Below are 16,979 nucleotides of genomic sequence, written 5' to 3'. Positions count from 1 at the left end.
TGACAGCGGCCCGGGCCCGGGCGCTTCCTCCCGGCCGCAGACGGTTCGGAGTTTCCATGGCCCTCGACCCCACCCTCGCCGCCGAGATCGAAGCCTCCGTGGCGGAGGGCTTCGCCGATCAGGTCGCCCACACGCAGGCGCTCGTCCGGTTCGCGTCCCTGCGCGGGGAGGAGCATGCCTGCCAGGACTACGTCTTCGACCAGTTCCGTGCCCGCGGCTACGCCACCGAGCGCTTCGCCATGGACCGGGACGCCATCGCGGCCCATCCGGGCGGCTCGAAGATCGACGCCGCGCACCATTCTGACGCGCCGATCGTCGTCTGCCACCACAGGCCGGGCACCGAGACCGGGCGCTCGCTGATCCTGCAGGCCCATGTCGACGTCGTGCCGCCGGGGCCCCTCGACCTCTGGACCCACCGGCCCTTCGATCCGGTGATCCAGGGCGACTGGATGTACGGCCGCGGCGCCGGCGACATGAAGGCCGGGCACGCCGCCAACCTGTTCGCCCTCGACGCCCTGGCGCGCCTCGGCCTGCAGCCGGCGGCCTCCGTGACGGTGCAGTCGGTGGTCGAGGAGGAATCCACCGGCAACGGCGCCCTGATGACCCATCTGCGCGGCTACCGCGCCGACGCCGTGCTGATCCCCGAGCCGGAGGACGAGAAGCTCGTGCGCGCCAATACCGGCGTGCTCTGGTTCACCGTCGAGGTGCGGGGCGTCCCGGTCCATGTCCGCGAGATGGGCGCCGGCGCCAACGCCATCGACGCCACGTACCGGGTGATCGGCGCGCTGCGCGATGTCGAGGCCCGCTGGAACGCCGAGAAGGCCGCGCACCCGCATTTCGAGACCGAGGACCACCCGATCAACCTCAACATCGGCAAGATCGAGGGCGGCGACTGGGCCTCCTCGGTCCCGGCTTGGTGCCGGATCCACTGCCGGGTGGCGCTCTACCCCGGCGTGAGCGCCGCGCAGGCCGCCGCCGAGATCGAGGCCGCGGTGGCGTCCTTCTCCCGCACCGACCCGTTCCTGGCCAACAGCCCGCCGCGGGTGGTGTTCAACGGCTTCTTCGCTGAGGGTTACGTGCTGGAGGAAGGCTCGGAGGCCGAGGCGGTGCTCGGCCGCGCCCACGAGCGGGCGATCGGGTCGCCGCTCCAGAGCTTCATGACGGCGGGCTACCTCGATACCCGCGTCCACGCTCTCTACGATCGGGTGCCGGCCCTCTGCTACGGCCCGACCTCCCAGAACATCCACGGCTTCGACGAGCGCGTGAGCCTCGCCTCGGTGAAGCGGATCACGACCACCATGGCGCTGTTCGTGGCCGAGTGGTGCGGGACGGAGCGGAAGGTCTCCTGATCCGCCGCCGTCTTTGCGAGCGCAGCGAAGCAATCCAGGGCAGCGCTGCGCTCACGGGCGTCGTGCATCCCTGGGTCGCTTCGCTGCGCTCGCGATGACGGTGGTGTCCTCCGTCAGGGGATCAGCCGGTCCGCGCGGAGCTGGGCGAACAGGTCGTAGAACGCGTCGTCGGTCGGCTGGTAGGTCGTGAAGCCGAGGCGGCGGCTCTTGCTCATGTCGGTGACGACCTCGATCGGCCGGCCGAGATCGGCATCCGTGTGCCAGGGCGAGGCCAGCTTCTCGAGGTTCGGCTCGGCGAGGCCGTGGCGCGCCGCGATCTCGGCCCAGGCCGGGCCGTCCTGCGCCATCCGGGGCTCCAGCGGCCGGTGCGTGCCGTCGAACGGCACCGCCTCGATCCCGAACCACGCGGCGATCCGGCCCCACATCCAGCTCCAGCGGAAGACGTCGCCGTCGACGACGTTGAACGCCTCGTTGGCGGCCCTCTGTTCCGTCGACGCCCAGAGCAGCTGGCGGGCGAGAAGCCGCGCGTCGGTCATGTCGGTGAGGCCGTTCCACTGCGCGGCGGAGCCCGGGAAGATGAACGGGCGTCCCAGCTCCCGGCACAGGGTGGCGTAGCAGGCGAGCGTCGTGCCCATGTTCATGGCGTTGCCCACCGCCTTGCCGATGATCGTGTGCGGGCGGTGCACGCTCCAGGTGAAGCCGTCGCGCGCGGCGGCCGCGAACACGGCGTCCTCCTGGGCGTAGTAGAAATTCTCGATGTCGAGGCGGCCCTGGTCCTCGCGGAACGGCGTCTGCGGCAGGGTGCCTTTGCCGTAGGCCTCGAACGGGCCGAGATAGTGCTTCAGCCCGGTCACCAGGGCGACGTGGCGGACGCTCTTCTTGGGGCGGAGCGCGTCGAGCAGGTTCTCCACCATAGCCCGGTTGACGCGGATCATCTCCGCCTCGGTCGGACGCCGCTGCCAGGTCGCCAGGAACACGTGGCTCGGGGCGAGGTCGGAGAGCGCCTCCTCCAGGGAGGCCGGATCCTGCAGGTCGCCCGCCACCGGCGCGACGCCGTCCTGCTGCACCGGGTGACGGGCGAGGCCCGCGACCATCCAGCCTTCCTGGGTCAGCAGCGCCGCGGTGGCGCTGCCGACGATCCCGCTGGCGCCGACGATCAGGGCGGTGTTCGACATGGAAACCCTCGTGCCCGGCTTAAATCCGGGTCCGGGGCAGATGGGCGCGGGTGGTGTCGCGACAACCCCGCCGCGCGGCGGGGACGCCTGTGCGGCGCGCAAGGGTTGTGTGATCGCAAGCCCCACGTCATCGCGAGCGTAGCGAAGCGACCCAGGGCAGCGTGCGGTTTCGAACCATGGCGCGACCCTGGATTGCTTCGCTCCGCTCGCAGAGACGGGAGCGCTCTCAGGCGACCCGGTCGATCGCCGCGCCGAGGATATCCACGATCTCGCCGATCTGGCCGCGCTCGATGATCAGCGGCGGCGACAGGGCGATGATGTCGCCGGTCACCCGGGTGAGCAGGCCGCGCTCGAAGCAGTCCACGAACACGTCGTAGGCGCGCTTGCCCGGCGCGTCCGGGCGCGGCGCCAGCTCGACGCCGGCGACGAGCCCGATGGTGCGGATGTCGATGACGTTCTTGCGCCCGCGCAGATCGTGGATCGCCGCCGCCCAGTCGTCGGCGATGTCGGCGACACGGGTCAGCAGCCCCTCCTCCCGGTAGATGTCGAGCGTCGCGAGGCCGGCCGCGCAGGCGATCGGGTGCCCGGAATAGGTGTAGCCGTGGAACAGCTCGATCCCGTCCGGGCCGTGCATCAGGCCGTCGTGGACCGCGCGGCTCGCGAAGACCGCGCCCATCGGCACCGTGCCGTTGGTCAGGCCCTTGGCGCTGGTCACGAGGTCGGGGACGACACCGAAGAAGTCGGTCGCGAAGGGCGCGCCGAGGCGGCCGAAGCCGGAGATGACCTCGTCGAAGATCAGCAGGATGCCGTGCTTGGTGCAGATCTCGCGCAGGCGCTCGAGGTAGCCCTTCGGCGGGATCAGCACGCCGGTCGAGCCCGCCACCGGCTCGACGATGCAGGCCGCGATGGTCTCGGCGCCGTGGAGCGCCACCAGCCGCTCCAGATCCTCGGCGAGCTCGGCCCCGTGCTCGGGCTGGCCCTTCACGAAGGCGTTGCGGGCCGGGTCGTGGGTGTCGCGCAGGTGGTCGGTGCCGTTGAGCTGCGGGAAGACCCGCCGGTTCGACACGATGCCGCCGACCGACAGGCCGCCGAAGCCGACGCCGTGATAGCCGCGCTCGCGGCCGACGAGCCGGGTCCGCGTGCCCTGCCCGATCGCCCGCTGGTAGGCGAGCGCGATCTTGAGGGCGGTGTCGACCGATTCCGAGCCGGAATTGGTGAAGAACACCCGGTCGAGGCGCTTGTCCGGACCGCCCGGGGCGATCTCGGCCAGCCGCTCGGCGAACTCGAAGGCGACGGGGTGACCCATCTGGAAGGTCGGGGCGAAGTCGAGGGTCGCGAGCTGACGCTCCACCGCGGCGGCGATGCCCCGCCGCCCGTGGCCGGCATTGACGCACCAGAGGCCCGCGGAGCCGTCGAGGACCTTGCGGCCGTCGTCGGCGGTGTAGTGCATGCCCTCGGCCGAGACGAGCAGGCGCGGCGCCGCCTTGAACTGGCGGTTGGCCGTGAACGGCATCCAGAAGGCGTCCATCGCGGGCGTGTTGCGGAGCGGATGGTCGGTCATGGGGCGGTTCTCCGGGACGGGCGACGCGGATCGGCGGCGGGACCAGGGGACACCTTCGCCGATCGGGCAACAAGTCCTTTTCTGGTCGCCGCCAACCCCTTGCAGGACCGGGGCCACGGGTGGCACCGTTGCGGGATCCGCAACACCTGAAACGGGCCCTGGCCGGATGAGCATCGATGTCGGCGCGCGCCTGCGCTTCGTTCGGGCCCGCCACGGCCTGTCGCAGCGGACCCTCGCCAAGCGCGCCGGCGTGACCAACTCGGCGATCTCGCTGATCGAGGCCAACCGGGTGAACCCGTCGGTGGGCGCCCTGAAGCGGATCCTCGACGGGGTGCCGATTGGCATGGCCGAGTTCTTCGCCCTGGAGCCGGAGCCGGAGCGCAAGGCGTTCTTCGCCGCCGAGGACCTCACCGAGATCGGCCGCCGGGCCGCCAAGGGGGCGATCTCGTACCGTCAGGTCGGCGACAGCCTGTTCGGACGCAAGCTCCAGATCCTCAAGGAGCGCTACGAGCCGGGCGCCGATACCGGCCGGGTGCCGCTCTCCCACGAGGGCGAGGAGGGCGGCATCGTGCTCTCCGGGCGACTGGAGGTCACGGTGGATGCCGAGCGCCGGATCCTCGGCCCCGGCGACGCCTACAGCTTCGACAGCCGCCGCCCGCACCGATTCCGCTGCGTTGGGCCCAACCCCTGCGAGGTGGTGAGCGCCTGCACGCCGCCGAGTTTCTGAGACGGAGCCCGGCTGCGGCGGATGAAACGCCCGCCCTGTCGCGTGCAGGCGTTGCGGTCGGCCGGCAGACTGGCGCATGCAGGGCGGCGTTTGAATTCATAATGCCGCGCGAGGATCGATGGCCGTCACGACCGCAAGCCCGGCCGCCGGGCCCGGACAGAACCAGTCGGCGCGCGCGGCGCTCGCGGCCTTCGTGGGCACCACGATCGAGTGGTACGATTTCTTCATCTACGGCACGGCGGCGGCCCTGGTGTTCGGGCCGCTCTTCTTCACGGCGGAATCGCCTTACATCGCGACGCTCTCGGCCTTCGGCACCTTCGCGGTAGGCTTCCTCGCACGACCACTCGGCGGCCTGATTTTCGGCCATCTCGGCGACCGGTTCGGGCGCAAGCGCGCCCTGGTGGCGACGCTCGTGATGATGGGCATCGCCACCTCGTGTATCGGCCTGCTGCCGACCTACGCGTCGGTCGGCCTCTGGGCGCCGGTGATGCTGGTCGTCCTGCGGCTGATCCAGGGTCTCGCGGTCGGCGGCGAGTGGGGTGGGGCGGTGCTGATGGCCGCCGAGCACGCGCCGGCCGGGCGCAACACCTTCTTCGCCTCCTTCGCGCAGCTCGGCAGCCCGGCCGGGCAGATCCTGTCGCTGCTGGCCTTCCGGCTCGCGGGCCTCCTCGACAAGGAGAGCTTCCTGACCTGGGGCTGGCGGGTGCCGTTCCTCGTCAGCATCCTGCTGCTCGGCGTCGGGCTCGCGATCCGCCTCGGCGTCGCGGAATCCCCGGCCTTCGAGAAGGCCCGGGCCGCCGGCGGGCCGCCGCCGGCGCCGGTGCGCGAGGTGCTGACGACCTGCGTGAAGCCGGTGCTGCTGGCGGCGGGGGCCAACACCTTCGCGATCGCCTCGGTCTACCTGTTCAACACCTTCATGATCGCGTTCACCACGCAGTATCTCGGCATCGCGCGGGCGACGATCCTCGACGCCCTGCTGATCGCCGCCGTGGTCCAGCTGGTGATGACCCCGGTGGGCGCCCGGATCGCCGAGCTGATCCGCAACGAGCGGCTGTTCCTCCAGGGGACGCTGGTCTGGGCGATGCTGGCCCCCTACCCGCTGTTCTGGCTGGTCGAGACCAAGTCTGTGCCGCTGATCGTGCTGGGTCTCGCCCTCAACGTGGTCGGCAGCGCGACCTTCTACGCGGTGATCGCCGGCTACCTCGCGGGCGCGTTCCCGACGCGGGTGCGCTACACGGCGATCTCCATCGCGTACCAGTTCTGCGGGGCGCTCGCCGGCGGCCTGACGCCGATCGTCGGCACCGTGCTGGCCGAGCGCTTCCAGGGCCACTGGTGGCCGATCGCGGTGTTCGGCACGGCGCTGGCCGGCGTGTCGTTCCTGTGCGTCACGGCGATCGGCGGCTACCGGGCGCGGCAGCGGGGTTTCCTCGACGGGTGAGCGCGACCGGTCAAAGGCGCCGGATCCGGGTAACGCGGGATTCAGACCGGTGGTCCAGGATCGGCGGCATGGATTCGATCGCCGCAGCCGCCGTCCAGATGCTGGGTTCGTCCCAGAACCAGCAGATCGGCATCGCCGTCGCCAAGCAGCAGCTCTCCGCCGACAAGGCGGTCGCCGGGCTGGTGGCGGACAGCGCCGCCCAGGCGGCGAGCGCCGGCCCGCCGGCCCCTCCCGGACAGGGCCAGAGCGTCGACCTGCGGGTCTGACGGAGACGCCGCGCTCCGCTTTCCGGGCCTCGCGCGAACCTGGGGTGCTTCGCTGCGCGCGCGATGTCGGCGGGCTCTCCGGCGGCCGTTGAACGGCCGCCCCTACCCGAAGCCGTAGAGCCGCCGTGGGTTGTCCACGAACACCATCCGGCGCCTGGCCGCGTCCGGCACCCAGTCGGCCATCAGGTCGAGGAGGTCCCGCGTCCGCGGCGGCCCGTCCCAGGCGGCCACGTGCGGCCAGTCCGAGCCCCAGAGGCAGCGGTCCGGCGCGGCGTCGTTGAGCGCCCGGGCGAAGGGGATCGTGTCGGCGTAGGGGGGCCCGGTCACGGAATCCCGGAAGGCACCCGAGAGCTTCACCCAGTTGCCGTCGGCGACGAGGCCGAGCAGCGCCGCGAAGCCCGGGTGGTCCAGACCGGCCGAGGTCGGCATGTGCCCCATATGGTCGAAGACCAGCGGCACGGGCAGCCGCGACAGGCGGCCGGCGATCGGCGGCAGCTCGCGAGCATCGAGCAGGAACTGGAGGTGCCAGCCCATCTCGCGGGCGAGCGCCCCGTAGGACTCGACCGCGTCGAGCCCGACCCCGCCGCCGAACAGGACGTTGAGGCGCAGGCCGACGATTCCGGCCTCCTTCAGCGCGGCGAGCTCCGCGTCGGGCAGGCCGAGCGGGATCACCGCGACGCCGCGCAGGCGCTGCCGGTGGGCGCGCAGCGTCTCGACCATCAGCCGGTTGTCGGTGCCGTGCACGCTGACCTGGATCAGCACGCCGTTGGCCATGCCGGTCCCGTCGAGCATCGCCAGATACCGCTCGGCCGGCGCCGCCGGGGGCGTGTAGCTGCGGTCCGCCACCAGGGGATAGTCCGGCGGCAGGCCGATGACGTGGGCGTGCGTGTCGACCGCACCCTCCGGCACGGCGTAGCGGGTCGGGCCTTCCGGATGCGGGTCCGGGGCGGGGCAGTCTCGGATCTCGGGCATGATCAGGAATCCGCGTGCAGGACCTTGCCGCGCGTCTCGGGCAGCGCGAAGGCCGCCAGGAAGAAGATCCCGTAGGCGACGGCCGCGAAGATCGCGATGGCCGAGGCGAGGCCGGCGCGCTCTGCGAGGTAGCCGACCAGCGCCGGGAACAGGGCGCCGATGCCGCGGCCGAAATTGTAGCAGAACCCCTGCCCCGAGCCGCGCAGGCGGGTCGGGTACAGTTCGGTCAGGAAGGCGCCCATGCCGGAGAAGTAGCCGGAGGCGAAGAAGCCCAGCGGGAAGCCCAGCACCCAGAGCACGCCGTTCGAGAGCGGGATCTGCGTGTAGGCCACGATCACCGCGATGGCGCCCAGCGAGAAGATCAGGAAGAGCGGCCGCCGGCCGAGCCGGTCGGCGAGCCACGCGCCCACGAGGTAGCCGGTGAACGAGCCGATGATCAGGGCCGCGAGGTAGCCGGTGGAGGACACGATCGACAGGTGGCGCTCGGTGGTCAGGAAGCGCGGCACCCAGGTGGTGATCGCGTAGTAGCCGCCCTGGCAGCCCGCCGCCGCCAGGGAGGCGAGCAGCGTCGTCTTGAGGATCGGGCCGGAGAAGATCTCCCAGATCTGCGGCCGGTCGCCCGTGGCGGCGGCCCGGGCGCGGGATTCGGCGGCGACCTCCGGCTCCTTCACGTAGCGGCGCAGGTAGAACACCAGCAGCGCCGGCAGCGCGCCCACCGCGAACATCCAGCGCCACGCGGTCTCGGGCGGCAGAAGCGAGAACAGCACCGCCTGCGACAGGACCGCGAGGCCCCAGCCGATCGCCCAGCCGGACTGGACCGAGCCCACCGCCCGGCCGCGATACTCGGCCCGGATCGTCTCGCCGATCAGCACGGCGCCGGCCGCCCACTCGCCGCCGAAGCCGAGGCCGAGCAGCGCCCGCGCGATGAGCAGCTGCTCGAAGTTCTGCACGAAGGCGCAGAGGAGGGAGAACAGCGAGAACCAGAGGATCGTGATCTGCAGCGTCAGCACCCGGCCGATGCGGTCGGCGACGAAGCCCGCGAGCCAGCCGCCGAGCGCCGAGGCCAGCAGCGTCACCGTGGCGGCGAGCCCGGCCGTGCCGGCATCGACGTGCCACAGCGCCATGATCGTGCCGATCACCAGCGGGTAGATCATGAAGTCCATGCCGTCGAGGCACCAGCCGGCGGCGCACGCCCAGAAGGTGTGCCGCTCCGGCGGCGTCATCGATCGGTAGAAGGCGGTGAGGCTGGCGTCGCGGATCTCGACCGCGTCCACGCCCGTGGGCCCCTGCCCGGTTGCTGAACTCATCACCGCCTCCCGCCGCCCGATACCAGTATCAGCGTCCCGGGCAGAGCTGTCCAACGATGCGGCGGATCACGCAAGCAAACGGAAAGGAAAAGGCCGCCCGGAGGCGGCCTGTCCCGTTCTTTTCACGCTCGATCGAGGCTCAGTAGCAGCGCTCGACCAGAACCCGCCGGTAGCCGTAGGGCGTCCAGCGCACCCGCGGGACCGTGTAACAGCCGCCGCCGTAGCCGTAATCGCCGCCGTACCCGTAGCCGACGGGGGCGTAGCCGCCGCCGTAACCGTAGCCGTAACCCGGGTAGCCGTAGCCGCCGTAGAGACCACCGGCCGCGAGGCCGAGCCCGACGCCGAGGCCCAGGCCGCCGAGCCCGTAGCCGTAGCCGCCGCGGTAGCCGTAACCGCCGCGCCAGCCGTAGCCCCGGCCGTAGAAGCCGCGGCCGTAGCCGAAGCCGCCCGGACGGAAGCCGACGCCGCGGAAGCCGCCGCCGAAGCCGCCGTTGCGGAAGCCGCCGAACCCGCCGCCGCGGAAGCCGCCGCCGAACCCGCCACCGTGGAAGCCGCCGCCGAAACCGCCGCCATGGAAGCCGCCGCCGCCGAAGCCGCGCGCGTCCGCGCTGGCCGGCGCCAAGGCCAGAGCACCCGCCGCCAGCAGGGCCGAGCCGAGCACTGCACCCTTCATCACGTCATCTCCGTGGAAACACGCCCTCTGCGGCTAAGAACGCTCGAACCGGTAAAACGGTCCAGCCCCGGCCGCGGCGCGCGGTCGCGAGACGCACCCGGCCTCGTCCGGACCCATCCGGGCGCGGCTCGGACACGAAATTCGCCGCTTTCCAGGGCGAAGGGCGGGCCGAACGAGCTTCGCCGTCCCCGACTCGCCGTCCCCGAGCTGCCTGGAACGAATGATGATGCTGCGCCCGGCTCACGCCCTCTTGATCACGCTGCTCGCCCTCGCGGCCCCGGCCCGGGCGGCCGCCCCGGCCGCGACGGAGCCCTGCCGGGCGGTCGAGGCGCAGGGTGAGACCTTCACGGTCTGCACCATCGACCTCCGGAAGCAGCGGCTGCGGCTGTTCTGGCTCCAGGACGACGGCAAGCCCTACGGCGCCCTCGGCACCCTCGCCGAGAAGCAGGGCGGCCGCCTCGCCTTCGCGATGAACGCCGGCATGTACGACAAGGACCAGGCGCCGGTCGGCCTCTACGTCGAGAACGGGCACGAGCTGAAGCGCGTCTCCACGGCGGACGGGCCGGGCAATTTCCACCTGAAGCCCAACGGGATCTTCTGGCTGAAGGGTGAGCGCGCCGGGGTGGTCGACACGTCCCGCTACCTGCGGGCGAAGATCCGGCCGGATTTCGCCACGCAGTCCGGGCCGATGCTGGTGATCGACGGCCAGATCCACCCGAAGATCGCCGCCGACGGGCCGAGCCAGAAGATCCGCAACGGCGTCGGCGTGCCCGGCGACGGGCACGTGGCGATCTTCGCGATCTCCGAGCGCCCGGTGACCTTCGGCGCCTTCGCGCGGCTGTTCCGCGACGATCTCGGCTGCCGGAACGCCCTGTTCCTCGACGGCTCGGTCTCCAGCCTCTACGCGCCGAACCTCGGCCGCACCGACATCAGCCGCCCTCTCGGGCCGCTGGTCGGCGCGCTGCCGCGGTGAGGGCCGCCCTCAGCGCTGGCCGAAGGCCGTGTCCTTGAACAGGTCCTTGTACTCCCGCGGCTGCGAGCGCCAGTACTGCTTGGGCGCGCGCACCCGGGCGCCGAGCTCGGCGGCGGCGTGCCAGGGCCAGCGCGGATCGTACAGCATGGCGCGGGCGAGCGAGATCGCGTCCGCCCGGCCCTCCTGCAGGATCGTCTCCGCCTGCCGGGCCTCGGTGATCAGCCCGACCGCGATGGTGGTGAGCCCGGTCTCCGCCTTGATCCGCTCGGCGTAGGGCACCTGATAGCCCGGCCCGAGCCTGATCGCCTGCTTGGGCGAGACGCCGCCCGTGGAGACGTGGAGCGCCGGCGATCCGGCCCGCTTGAGGGCCTGGGCCAGCTCCACCGTCTCGTCGAGATCCCAGCCGTCCTCGACCCAGTCGGTGGCCGAGACCCGCAGCCAGACCGGGCTGCCGGCGGGGACGACATCCCGCACCGCGTCGTAGACCTCCAGGGGGAAGCGCATGCGGTTGGCGAGGCTGCCGCCGTATTCATCTGTCCGCTTGTTGGCGATCGGCGACAGGAACTGGTGCAGCAGGTAGCCGTGGGCGCCGTGCAGCTCGACGGCCTCGATGCCGAGGCGCACGGCCCGCTTGGCGGTGGCCACGAACTGGTCGCGGACGCGCTTCAGGTCGGCGGCGTCGAGGGCGTGGGGCGGGACCTCGCCCTCCCCGTGCGCGACCGCCGAGGGCGCCTCGGTGCGCCAGCCGTAGGCGTGCTCCGGCGCGATCTGCTGGCCGCCGGCCCAGGGGGCCTCGCTGGACGCCTTGCGCCCGGCATGGGCGATCTGGATGCAGACCGGGATCGGCGCGTACTCGCGCACGGCGTCGAGCACCCGACCCAGCGCCCGCTCGCAGCCGTCGTTGTAGAGGCCGAGATCCCAGGCGGTGATCCGCGCCTCCGGGGAGACCGCGGTGGCCTCCAGGGTCAGCAGGCCAGCCCCCGACATGGCGAGCTGGCCGAGATGCATCATGTGCCAGTCGGTCGCCTCGCCGTCCCGCGCCGAGTACTGGCACATCGGCGCGACGAGGATGCGGTTCTCGAGCGTCAGCGCGTCGAGCGTCAGCGGTTCGAACAGGCGAGCGGTCATCGGCAACTCCTGGTGGAGGGTTCACTCTGGCCCAGGACGGGCGCGCCGGCCAGTGCGGTGCGGCAGAGCACCTCTGCGAGCGGGCGTTGCGGGAACTTGCGGATGTGGCCGCCCGTTTCCTGGCCTGTCGCCGCATCGCGGCAATCGACGCGAACCGCCTGAGGGGGCGAGATCGCCCGAGGTCCAGATGATGCTCACCAGACTCGCCGTCCCGCTCGCCCTGGCCGCCGGCTGCGCCGCCCTCGCGGGCACCGCCCAGGCCCAGCCCGCCGCCTTCGGCGGCCCCAAGATGCTGATCCACGGGAATTACTGCGGACCGGGCAACAACGCGCCGCTCCCGCCGATCGACGCCCTCGACGCCGCCTGCGCCCGCCACGACGCCTGCACGCCGAACGGCGGCCTGCCTTCGGAGGCCTGCAATCTCCGCCTGCAACAGGAGGCGACGCTGATCTCGCGCGATCCGCGGCAGCCGCAGGATGTCCGGTCCCTCGCCGGCCTCGTGGCCGCCACCGCGACGCTGATCCCGTCCGAGCCGAACGCCCGGCGCGTCCCGGCCTCGGTCACCACGGGTCCGACCGCGGGGACCTACGCGCCCGCCCTGACGCAGCCGGCGCCGACGGTCGATATCGACACCGACGACGACGGCGCCGACGCGGATTGAGGCGGGCCGCGATCGCCCGTCAACGCGCAAGCGGCGCGGTCCGGCACCCTACCGGTCCGCGCCGATCCCCCGGTCCTTCAGGCTGTCGCCGATCTCGTCGAGGGCCGCCGCGTCGTCGATCGTCGCCGGCATCGTCCACGGCTCGTGATCGGCGATGCGCTTCATCGTGGCCCGCAGGATCTTCCCCGACCGGGTCTTGGGCAGCCGCGGCACGGTCAGCGCCAGCTTGAAGGCCGCCACCGGGCCGATCTCGTCCCGCACCTTGGCGACGAGTTCCCGCTCGATCGTCTCGGTCGGCCGGGCGACGCCGGCCTTCAGCACCACGAACCCGCAGGGCACCTCTCCCTTCAGCGCGTCGCGGATGCCGATGACCGCGCATTCCGCCACGTCCGGGTGGCTCGCCAGCACCGCCTCCATGCCGCCGGTGGACAGACGGTGGCCCGCGACGTTGATGATGTCGTCGGTCCGTCCCAGGACCGTGATGTAGCCGTCGGCGTCGATCACCCCGGCATCCGACGTGTCGTAGTAGCCCGGGAAGGTGGCGAGGTAACTCGACCGCATCCGGTTGTCCGAGCCCCAGAGGGTCGGCAGGCAGCCGGGCGGCAGGGGCAGGCGGATCGCGATGGTGCCCATGGTCCCCGCCGGAACCGGCTTCCCGCCCTCGTCCAGGACTTCGACCCGGTAACCCGGCATCGGCACGCAGGTGCTGCCGTGCTTCACCGGCAGGAGGCCGAGGCCCATCGGGTTGCCGGCGATCGGCCAGCCGGTCTCGGTCTGCCACCAGTGGTCGACGACCGGTCGGCCCAATACGCGCTCGGCCCAGGCGACCGAGTCGGGGTCAGCGCGCTCGCCCGCCAGGAACAGGCTGCGGAAGGCCGAGAGGTCGTGATCGGCGATCCGGGCGCCCTTCGAATCCTCCTTCTTGATCGCCCGCAGGGCCGTGGGCGCGGTGAACAGGCAGACCACCCCGTACTCGGCGACCACCCGCCAGAAGGCACCGGCATCGGGCGTGCCGACAGGTTTTCCCTCGTAGAGGACCGTGGTGCAGCCGTGCAGGAGCGGCGCGTAGACGATGTAGGAATGACCGACGACCCAGCCGATGTCGGAGGCGCAGAAGTAGGTCTCGCCGGGCTGGACGCCGTAGAGGTTCGGCATCGACCAGGCCAGGGCGACGAGGTAGCCACCGGTATCGCGGACCACGCCCTTCGGCTTCCCGGTCGTGCCGGAGGTGTAGAGGACGTAGAGCGGGTCGGTGGCGGCGACCGGCACGCACGCCGCGCTCCGCCCCGCCGTCCGGGCGGCCGCCACGGTCTCACCCCAGTCGCGATCCCGGTCCGCGACGAGGGTCGCGGGCCCTTGCGGGCGCTGGAGGATCAGGCAGGCCTCCGGCTTGTGCCGCGAGGCCGCGATCGCCGCGTCGAGGAGCGGCTTGTAGGCGACCACGCGGTTCGGCTCGATCCCGCAGGAGGCGGCGAGCACCACCTTCGGCGCCGCGTCCTCGATCCGCACCGCCAGCTCGTTGGCCGCGAAGCCGCCGAACACCACCGAGTGAACCGCGCCGAGCCGGGCGCAGGCCAGCATGCCGAACAGCGCCTCGGGCACCATCGGCATGTACAGGATCACCCGGTCGCCCTTGCCGACGCCGAGGTCGGCCAGCACGGCGGCCAGCACCGCCACCTCGTCGCGCAGCGCCCGGTAGGTGATGCTGCGCTTGGTCCCGGTCACGGGCGAGTCGTAGCGGATCGCCACCTGATCCGCCCGGGCCCCGTCCGCGTGGCGGTCCACCGCGTTGTGGCAGGCGTTCAGGGTGCCGTCCGGGAACCAGCGTCCGTAGGGGCCGGAATCCGGCGCGAAGGCCCGCTCCGGCGCCCGCGCCCAGTCGAGGGCCCGCGCCGCACCGAGCCAGAACGCCTCGGGGTCGCGGCAGGCCGATTCGTAGATCTCCGGGTAGCGGCCCGGCAGGCTGGCTCTCGTCATCGGTTGGGCGTTTCCTCGCGGACCGCTCTCCGGCGGCGGGTCGCAGAGTAGCCCATTCTCGCGCGCACGGGAGTGGCCACGGGAGGGAGTGGCCACGGGCGTGACGGCCGCGGCTCGGTGCCCCCCATGAGAAAACCGCCGCACCGGGGCTCCCGATGCGGCGGTCGTCAGCGTGAATTCGCTATCGGATTGGACGTCTCAGGCGTCAGTGCAACGTGTCGTTGCCCGCCTGAAGCTTGTTGATCTCGTCCTTGAGGAGGAGTTTCCGTCGCTTCAGCTCGGCGATGTGGAGGTCGTTCGCCGAAGGTCTGTGGATCGCTTCCTGAATCTCGCGCTCGAGGGCTTCGTGCTTCCGGGCGAGTTGGTTCAGATGCGTCTGCAGCGACATGAGTCGAATCTCCTGTCATCGTTTCGACACAACGAGATTGGCACAGGATGCCGGACCTGTCGAAGCGTTTTCTGCTGCTAAGTCTGATGATTGCTTACCGCGCCGCCTTGTCCGGCGCCGGAGCGTGACGCATGCTCTCGGGCGACGAACGGTCTTCGGGTTCTCAGGTGACGATGGCGGACGAGGCGGGTGAGGGTGCGCAGTCGGACCTCCTGGGCGAACTGGCGCGGCTGCGCGAGGAGCACCGGGATCTCGACAGCGCCATCGAGGCGCTGGAGCGCAGCGTCGCCGGGGACCAGCTCCAGATCCAGCGCCTGAAGAAGCGCAAGCTCACGCTGCGCGACCGCATCTATCACATCGAGGACGCGCTCACGCCGGACATCATCGCCTGATGCCGGTGGACGCCCTCCGGCCCCGCCTTGCCGCGGGCCCGCGCCGCCTGTAAGCGCCCTCTTTTGCCGGGATCAACGATGGCGTCGCCTCCTCCGGTCGCGATCATCATGGGCAGCCAGTCCGACTGGGCGACCATGCGTCATGCCGCCGAGACGCTCGACGCGCTCGGCGTACCGTACGACGCGCGCATCGTGTCGGCCCACCGCACGCCGGACCGGCTCGTCGCCTTCGCCAAGGGCGCGGTCGCAGCTGGCCTCAAGGTGGTGATCGCCGGTGCGGGCGGCGCCGCGCACCTGCCCGGCATGGCGGCCGCGATGACCCGCCTGCCGGTCTTCGGCGTGCCGGTGGAGTCGAAGGCCCTCTCCGGCCAGGACAGCCTGCTCTCCATCGTCCAGATGCCGGCCGGCATCCCGGTGGGGACCCTGGCGATCGGCCGGGCCGGGGCGGTGAACGCGGCCCTGCTCGCCGCCGCCGTCCTGGCGCTGACCGACCCGGACTTGGCGGAGCGCCTGGAGGCGTGGCGCGCGGCCCAGAGCGCCTCGGTGGCCGAACGGCCGGTGACGGAAGAGAACGCGTGACGGACAAGATCCTCGGCCCCGGCTCCATCCTCGGCATCGTCGGTGGGGGCCAGCTCGGGCGCATGATCGCGCTCGCGGCGGCCGATTACGGCCTCAAGGCGCATGTCTACGCGCCCGACGCGGACAGCCCCGCCTTCGACGTGGCCGCCCGGACCACCTGCGCGGCCTACGACGACGCCTCGGCGCTGGCGGATTTCGCCCGCGGCGTCGACGTCGTGACCTACGAGTTCGAGAACATCCCGCACGCCACCGCCGACGTCCTCGCCCGGCACGCCGCCCTGCACCCGAACGCGCGCGCGCTCTCGACCACGCAGGACCGGCTCTCCGAGAAGGAGTTCATCAACGGCCTGGGCATTCCGACGGCGCCGTTCCGGGCGGTGGACACGCCCGACGACCTCGACCGGGCGATCGAGGTGATCGGCCTGCCGGCCGTGCTCAAGACCCGCCGCTTCGGCTACGACGGCAAGGGGCAGCGCATGCTCCGCGAGCGGGCCGAGGGCGACCGCAACGCCCTGTTCGCCGAGTTCGGCGGCGCGCCGCTGATCCTGGAGGGCTTCGTGCCGTTCGAGCGCGAGGTCTCGGTGGTGGGCGCGCGCGGGCGCGACGGCAGCTTCGCGGCCTACGATCTCTGCGAGAACGAGCACCGCGACCACATCCTCGCGCTGACCCGGGTGCCGGCGCCCGGCGTGTCCGCCGAGACGGGCCGCGCCGCCGTCGAGATCGCCCGGCGGATCGCCGACGCCCTCGACTATGTCGGCGTGCTCGCGGTGGAGATGTTCCTCGTCCGCGAGGACGGGGCGGAGCGGCTCGTGGTCAACGAGATCGCGCCCCGGGTCCACAATTCCGGCCACTGGACCAGCGAGGGCGCGCTGACCTCGCAATTCGCCCAGCACGTCCGCGCCGTCTGCGGCTGGCCCCTGGGCGATGCGGGCCGGGTCGGCGGTCTGCCCGTCGAGATGCGCAACCTGATCGGCGCCCAGGCGGACGACTGGCACGCCCTGCTGGCCGAGCCCGGCGCCCACCTGCACCTGTACGGCAAGGGCGAGGCGCGCCTCGGCCGCAAGATGGGCCACGTCACGCGCCTCGGGCCGGGTCCGACCGGATCCTGAGGCTTCGAGGGCACACCCGCGTCGCCGCGTGATCGCCGGAGGGCCGTCCGCGGCCCCGCGGAACGGTCGAGCCATACCTTCGCCACATCCCGCCGCTTCCACGACAGTGTGGTCGGTTCCGTATGCTGTCGCTCGAACCCGCCCGCACCGCTTGGTCCCGCCGGGACCGGCGGGGGCCGGATCACGACGCGGCGCTTCTTAAGCCGGCCTTCACCGTGATGCGCGACGGTGCCCCGAACTCGGGCGTGCCCGGCGCTCGGCGCGGGCTCTTGGACTGTGAGGGGCGGGGCGGGCGCGCGCGGAG

General features: G+C 72.0%; 17 protein-coding genes. 9 read left to right on the top strand and 8 right to left on the bottom strand.

The genetic code is table 11. The annotated features are described in order from the left end of the window. The first annotated feature begins 56 nt into the window (after positions 1-56). Complete coding sequence (locus BM419_RS18200; RefSeq protein WP_091927257.1) at positions 57-1,349, top strand: ArgE/DapE family deacylase; 1,293 nt, start codon at positions 57-59, stop codon at positions 1,347-1,349. A gap of 113 nt (positions 1,350-1,462) precedes the next feature. Here the strand turns inward: BM419_RS18200 and BM419_RS18195 are convergent, their stop codons facing one another. Together BM419_RS18195 and BM419_RS18190 are read right to left on the bottom strand one after the other, a co-directional pair. Beyond that, a complete protein-coding gene (locus BM419_RS18195; protein WP_091927256.1) occupies positions 1,463-2,524 on the bottom strand; it encodes an SDR family oxidoreductase in 1,062 nt (353 codons plus the stop codon). Positions 2,525-2,750: 226 nt separating this feature from the next. Next, positions 2,751-4,085: an omega-aminotransferase AptA gene (locus BM419_RS18190; protein ID WP_091927255.1), complete on the bottom strand. Its 1,335-nt coding sequence runs from the start codon at positions 4,083-4,085 to the stop codon at positions 2,751-2,753. A gap of 166 nt (positions 4,086-4,251) precedes the next feature. On the opposite strand from BM419_RS18190, the gene BM419_RS18185 reads away from it, so the two are divergent. The 3 genes from BM419_RS18185 to BM419_RS18175 all read left to right on the top strand — a co-directional run bounded on the left by BM419_RS18185 (position 4,252) and on the right by BM419_RS18175 (position 6,516). Beyond that, positions 4,252-4,812: a cupin domain-containing protein gene (locus BM419_RS18185; RefSeq protein ID WP_020092415.1), complete on the top strand. Its 561-nt coding sequence runs from the start codon at positions 4,252-4,254 to the stop codon at positions 4,810-4,812. 118 nt (positions 4,813-4,930) lie between these two features. Continuing rightward, the gene (locus BM419_RS18180; protein ID WP_091927254.1) at positions 4,931-6,250 is read left to right on the top strand and encodes an MFS transporter; all 1,320 of its coding nucleotides are present in this window, start codon (positions 4,931-4,933) and stop codon (positions 6,248-6,250) included. A 68-nt stretch (positions 6,251-6,318) separates the two neighbouring features. Then, entirely contained in the window at positions 6,319-6,516 is a 198-nt protein-coding gene (locus tag BM419_RS18175; RefSeq protein WP_091682246.1) for a hypothetical protein, read from the top strand. A 102-nt stretch (positions 6,517-6,618) separates the two neighbouring features. On the opposite strand, the gene BM419_RS18170 is transcribed toward BM419_RS18175, so the two are convergent. The 3 genes from BM419_RS18170 to BM419_RS18160 form a co-directional block, all read right to left on the bottom strand. Further along, entirely contained in the window at positions 6,619-7,488 is an 870-nt protein-coding gene (locus BM419_RS18170; RefSeq protein WP_091927253.1) for an amidohydrolase family protein, read from the bottom strand. 2 nt (positions 7,489-7,490) lie between these two features. Continuing rightward, on the bottom strand, positions 7,491-8,795 hold the full coding sequence (locus BM419_RS18165) for an MFS transporter (protein ID WP_026604804.1): 1,305 nt from the start codon (positions 8,793-8,795) through the stop codon (positions 7,491-7,493). Between the two features lie 139 nt (positions 8,796-8,934). After that, positions 8,935-9,468, bottom strand: a complete 534-nt coding sequence (locus tag BM419_RS18160; RefSeq protein ID WP_091927252.1) for a hypothetical protein — start codon at positions 9,466-9,468, stop codon at positions 8,935-8,937. A 223-nt stretch (positions 9,469-9,691) separates the two neighbouring features. On the opposite strand from BM419_RS18160, the gene BM419_RS18155 reads away from it, so the two are divergent. Then, positions 9,692-10,441: a phosphodiester glycosidase family protein gene (locus BM419_RS18155; RefSeq protein ID WP_091927307.1), complete on the top strand. Its 750-nt coding sequence runs from the start codon at positions 9,692-9,694 to the stop codon at positions 10,439-10,441. A gap of 9 nt (positions 10,442-10,450) precedes the next feature. Here BM419_RS18155 and BM419_RS18150 read toward each other — a convergent pair whose 3' ends face one another. Beyond that, positions 10,451-11,569, bottom strand: a complete 1,119-nt coding sequence (locus BM419_RS18150) for an NADH:flavin oxidoreductase/NADH oxidase (protein ID WP_091927251.1) — start codon at positions 11,567-11,569, stop codon at positions 10,451-10,453. A gap of 187 nt (positions 11,570-11,756) precedes the next feature. Here BM419_RS18150 and BM419_RS18145 point away from each other — a divergent pair, with 187 nt between their 5' ends. Then, positions 11,757-12,230: a phospholipase A2 family protein gene (locus BM419_RS18145; RefSeq protein WP_020092407.1), complete on the top strand. Its 474-nt coding sequence runs from the start codon at positions 11,757-11,759 to the stop codon at positions 12,228-12,230. Between the two features lie 48 nt (positions 12,231-12,278). On the opposite strand, the gene BM419_RS18140 is transcribed toward BM419_RS18145, so the two are convergent. Beyond that, complete coding sequence (locus BM419_RS18140; RefSeq protein ID WP_091927250.1) at positions 12,279-14,207, bottom strand: propionyl-CoA synthetase; 1,929 nt, start codon at positions 14,205-14,207, stop codon at positions 12,279-12,281. Positions 14,208-14,412: 205 nt separating this feature from the next. Then, positions 14,413-14,595, bottom strand: a complete 183-nt coding sequence (locus BM419_RS18135; RefSeq protein WP_012318068.1) for a YdcH family protein — start codon at positions 14,593-14,595, stop codon at positions 14,413-14,415. A 131-nt stretch (positions 14,596-14,726) separates the two neighbouring features. Here BM419_RS18135 and BM419_RS18130 point away from each other — a divergent pair, with 131 nt between their 5' ends. The 3 genes from BM419_RS18130 (at position 14,727) to BM419_RS18120 (ending at position 16,675) form a co-directional block, all read left to right on the top strand. After that, entirely contained in the window at positions 14,727-14,987 is a 261-nt protein-coding gene (locus BM419_RS18130) for a YdcH family protein (protein WP_081636461.1), read from the top strand. 78 nt (positions 14,988-15,065) lie between these two features. Continuing rightward, a complete protein-coding gene (gene purE, locus BM419_RS18125; RefSeq protein ID WP_020092404.1) occupies positions 15,066-15,566 on the top strand; it encodes a 5-(carboxyamino)imidazole ribonucleotide mutase in 501 nt (166 codons plus the stop codon). Continuing rightward, positions 15,563-16,675, top strand: coding sequence for a 5-(carboxyamino)imidazole ribonucleotide synthase (locus tag BM419_RS18120; protein WP_091927249.1), 1,113 nt, complete (start codon positions 15,563-15,565; stop codon positions 16,673-16,675). Before purE ends, BM419_RS18120 begins: the two co-directional genes overlap by 4 nt. Positions 16,676-16,979 lie beyond the last annotated feature (304 nt).

It is taken from the genome of Methylobacterium sp. yr668, assembly GCF_900116245.1.
GTDB lineage: Bacteria > Pseudomonadota > Alphaproteobacteria > Rhizobiales > Beijerinckiaceae > Methylobacterium.
This window is presented reverse-complemented; position numbering and strand designations above follow the sequence as displayed.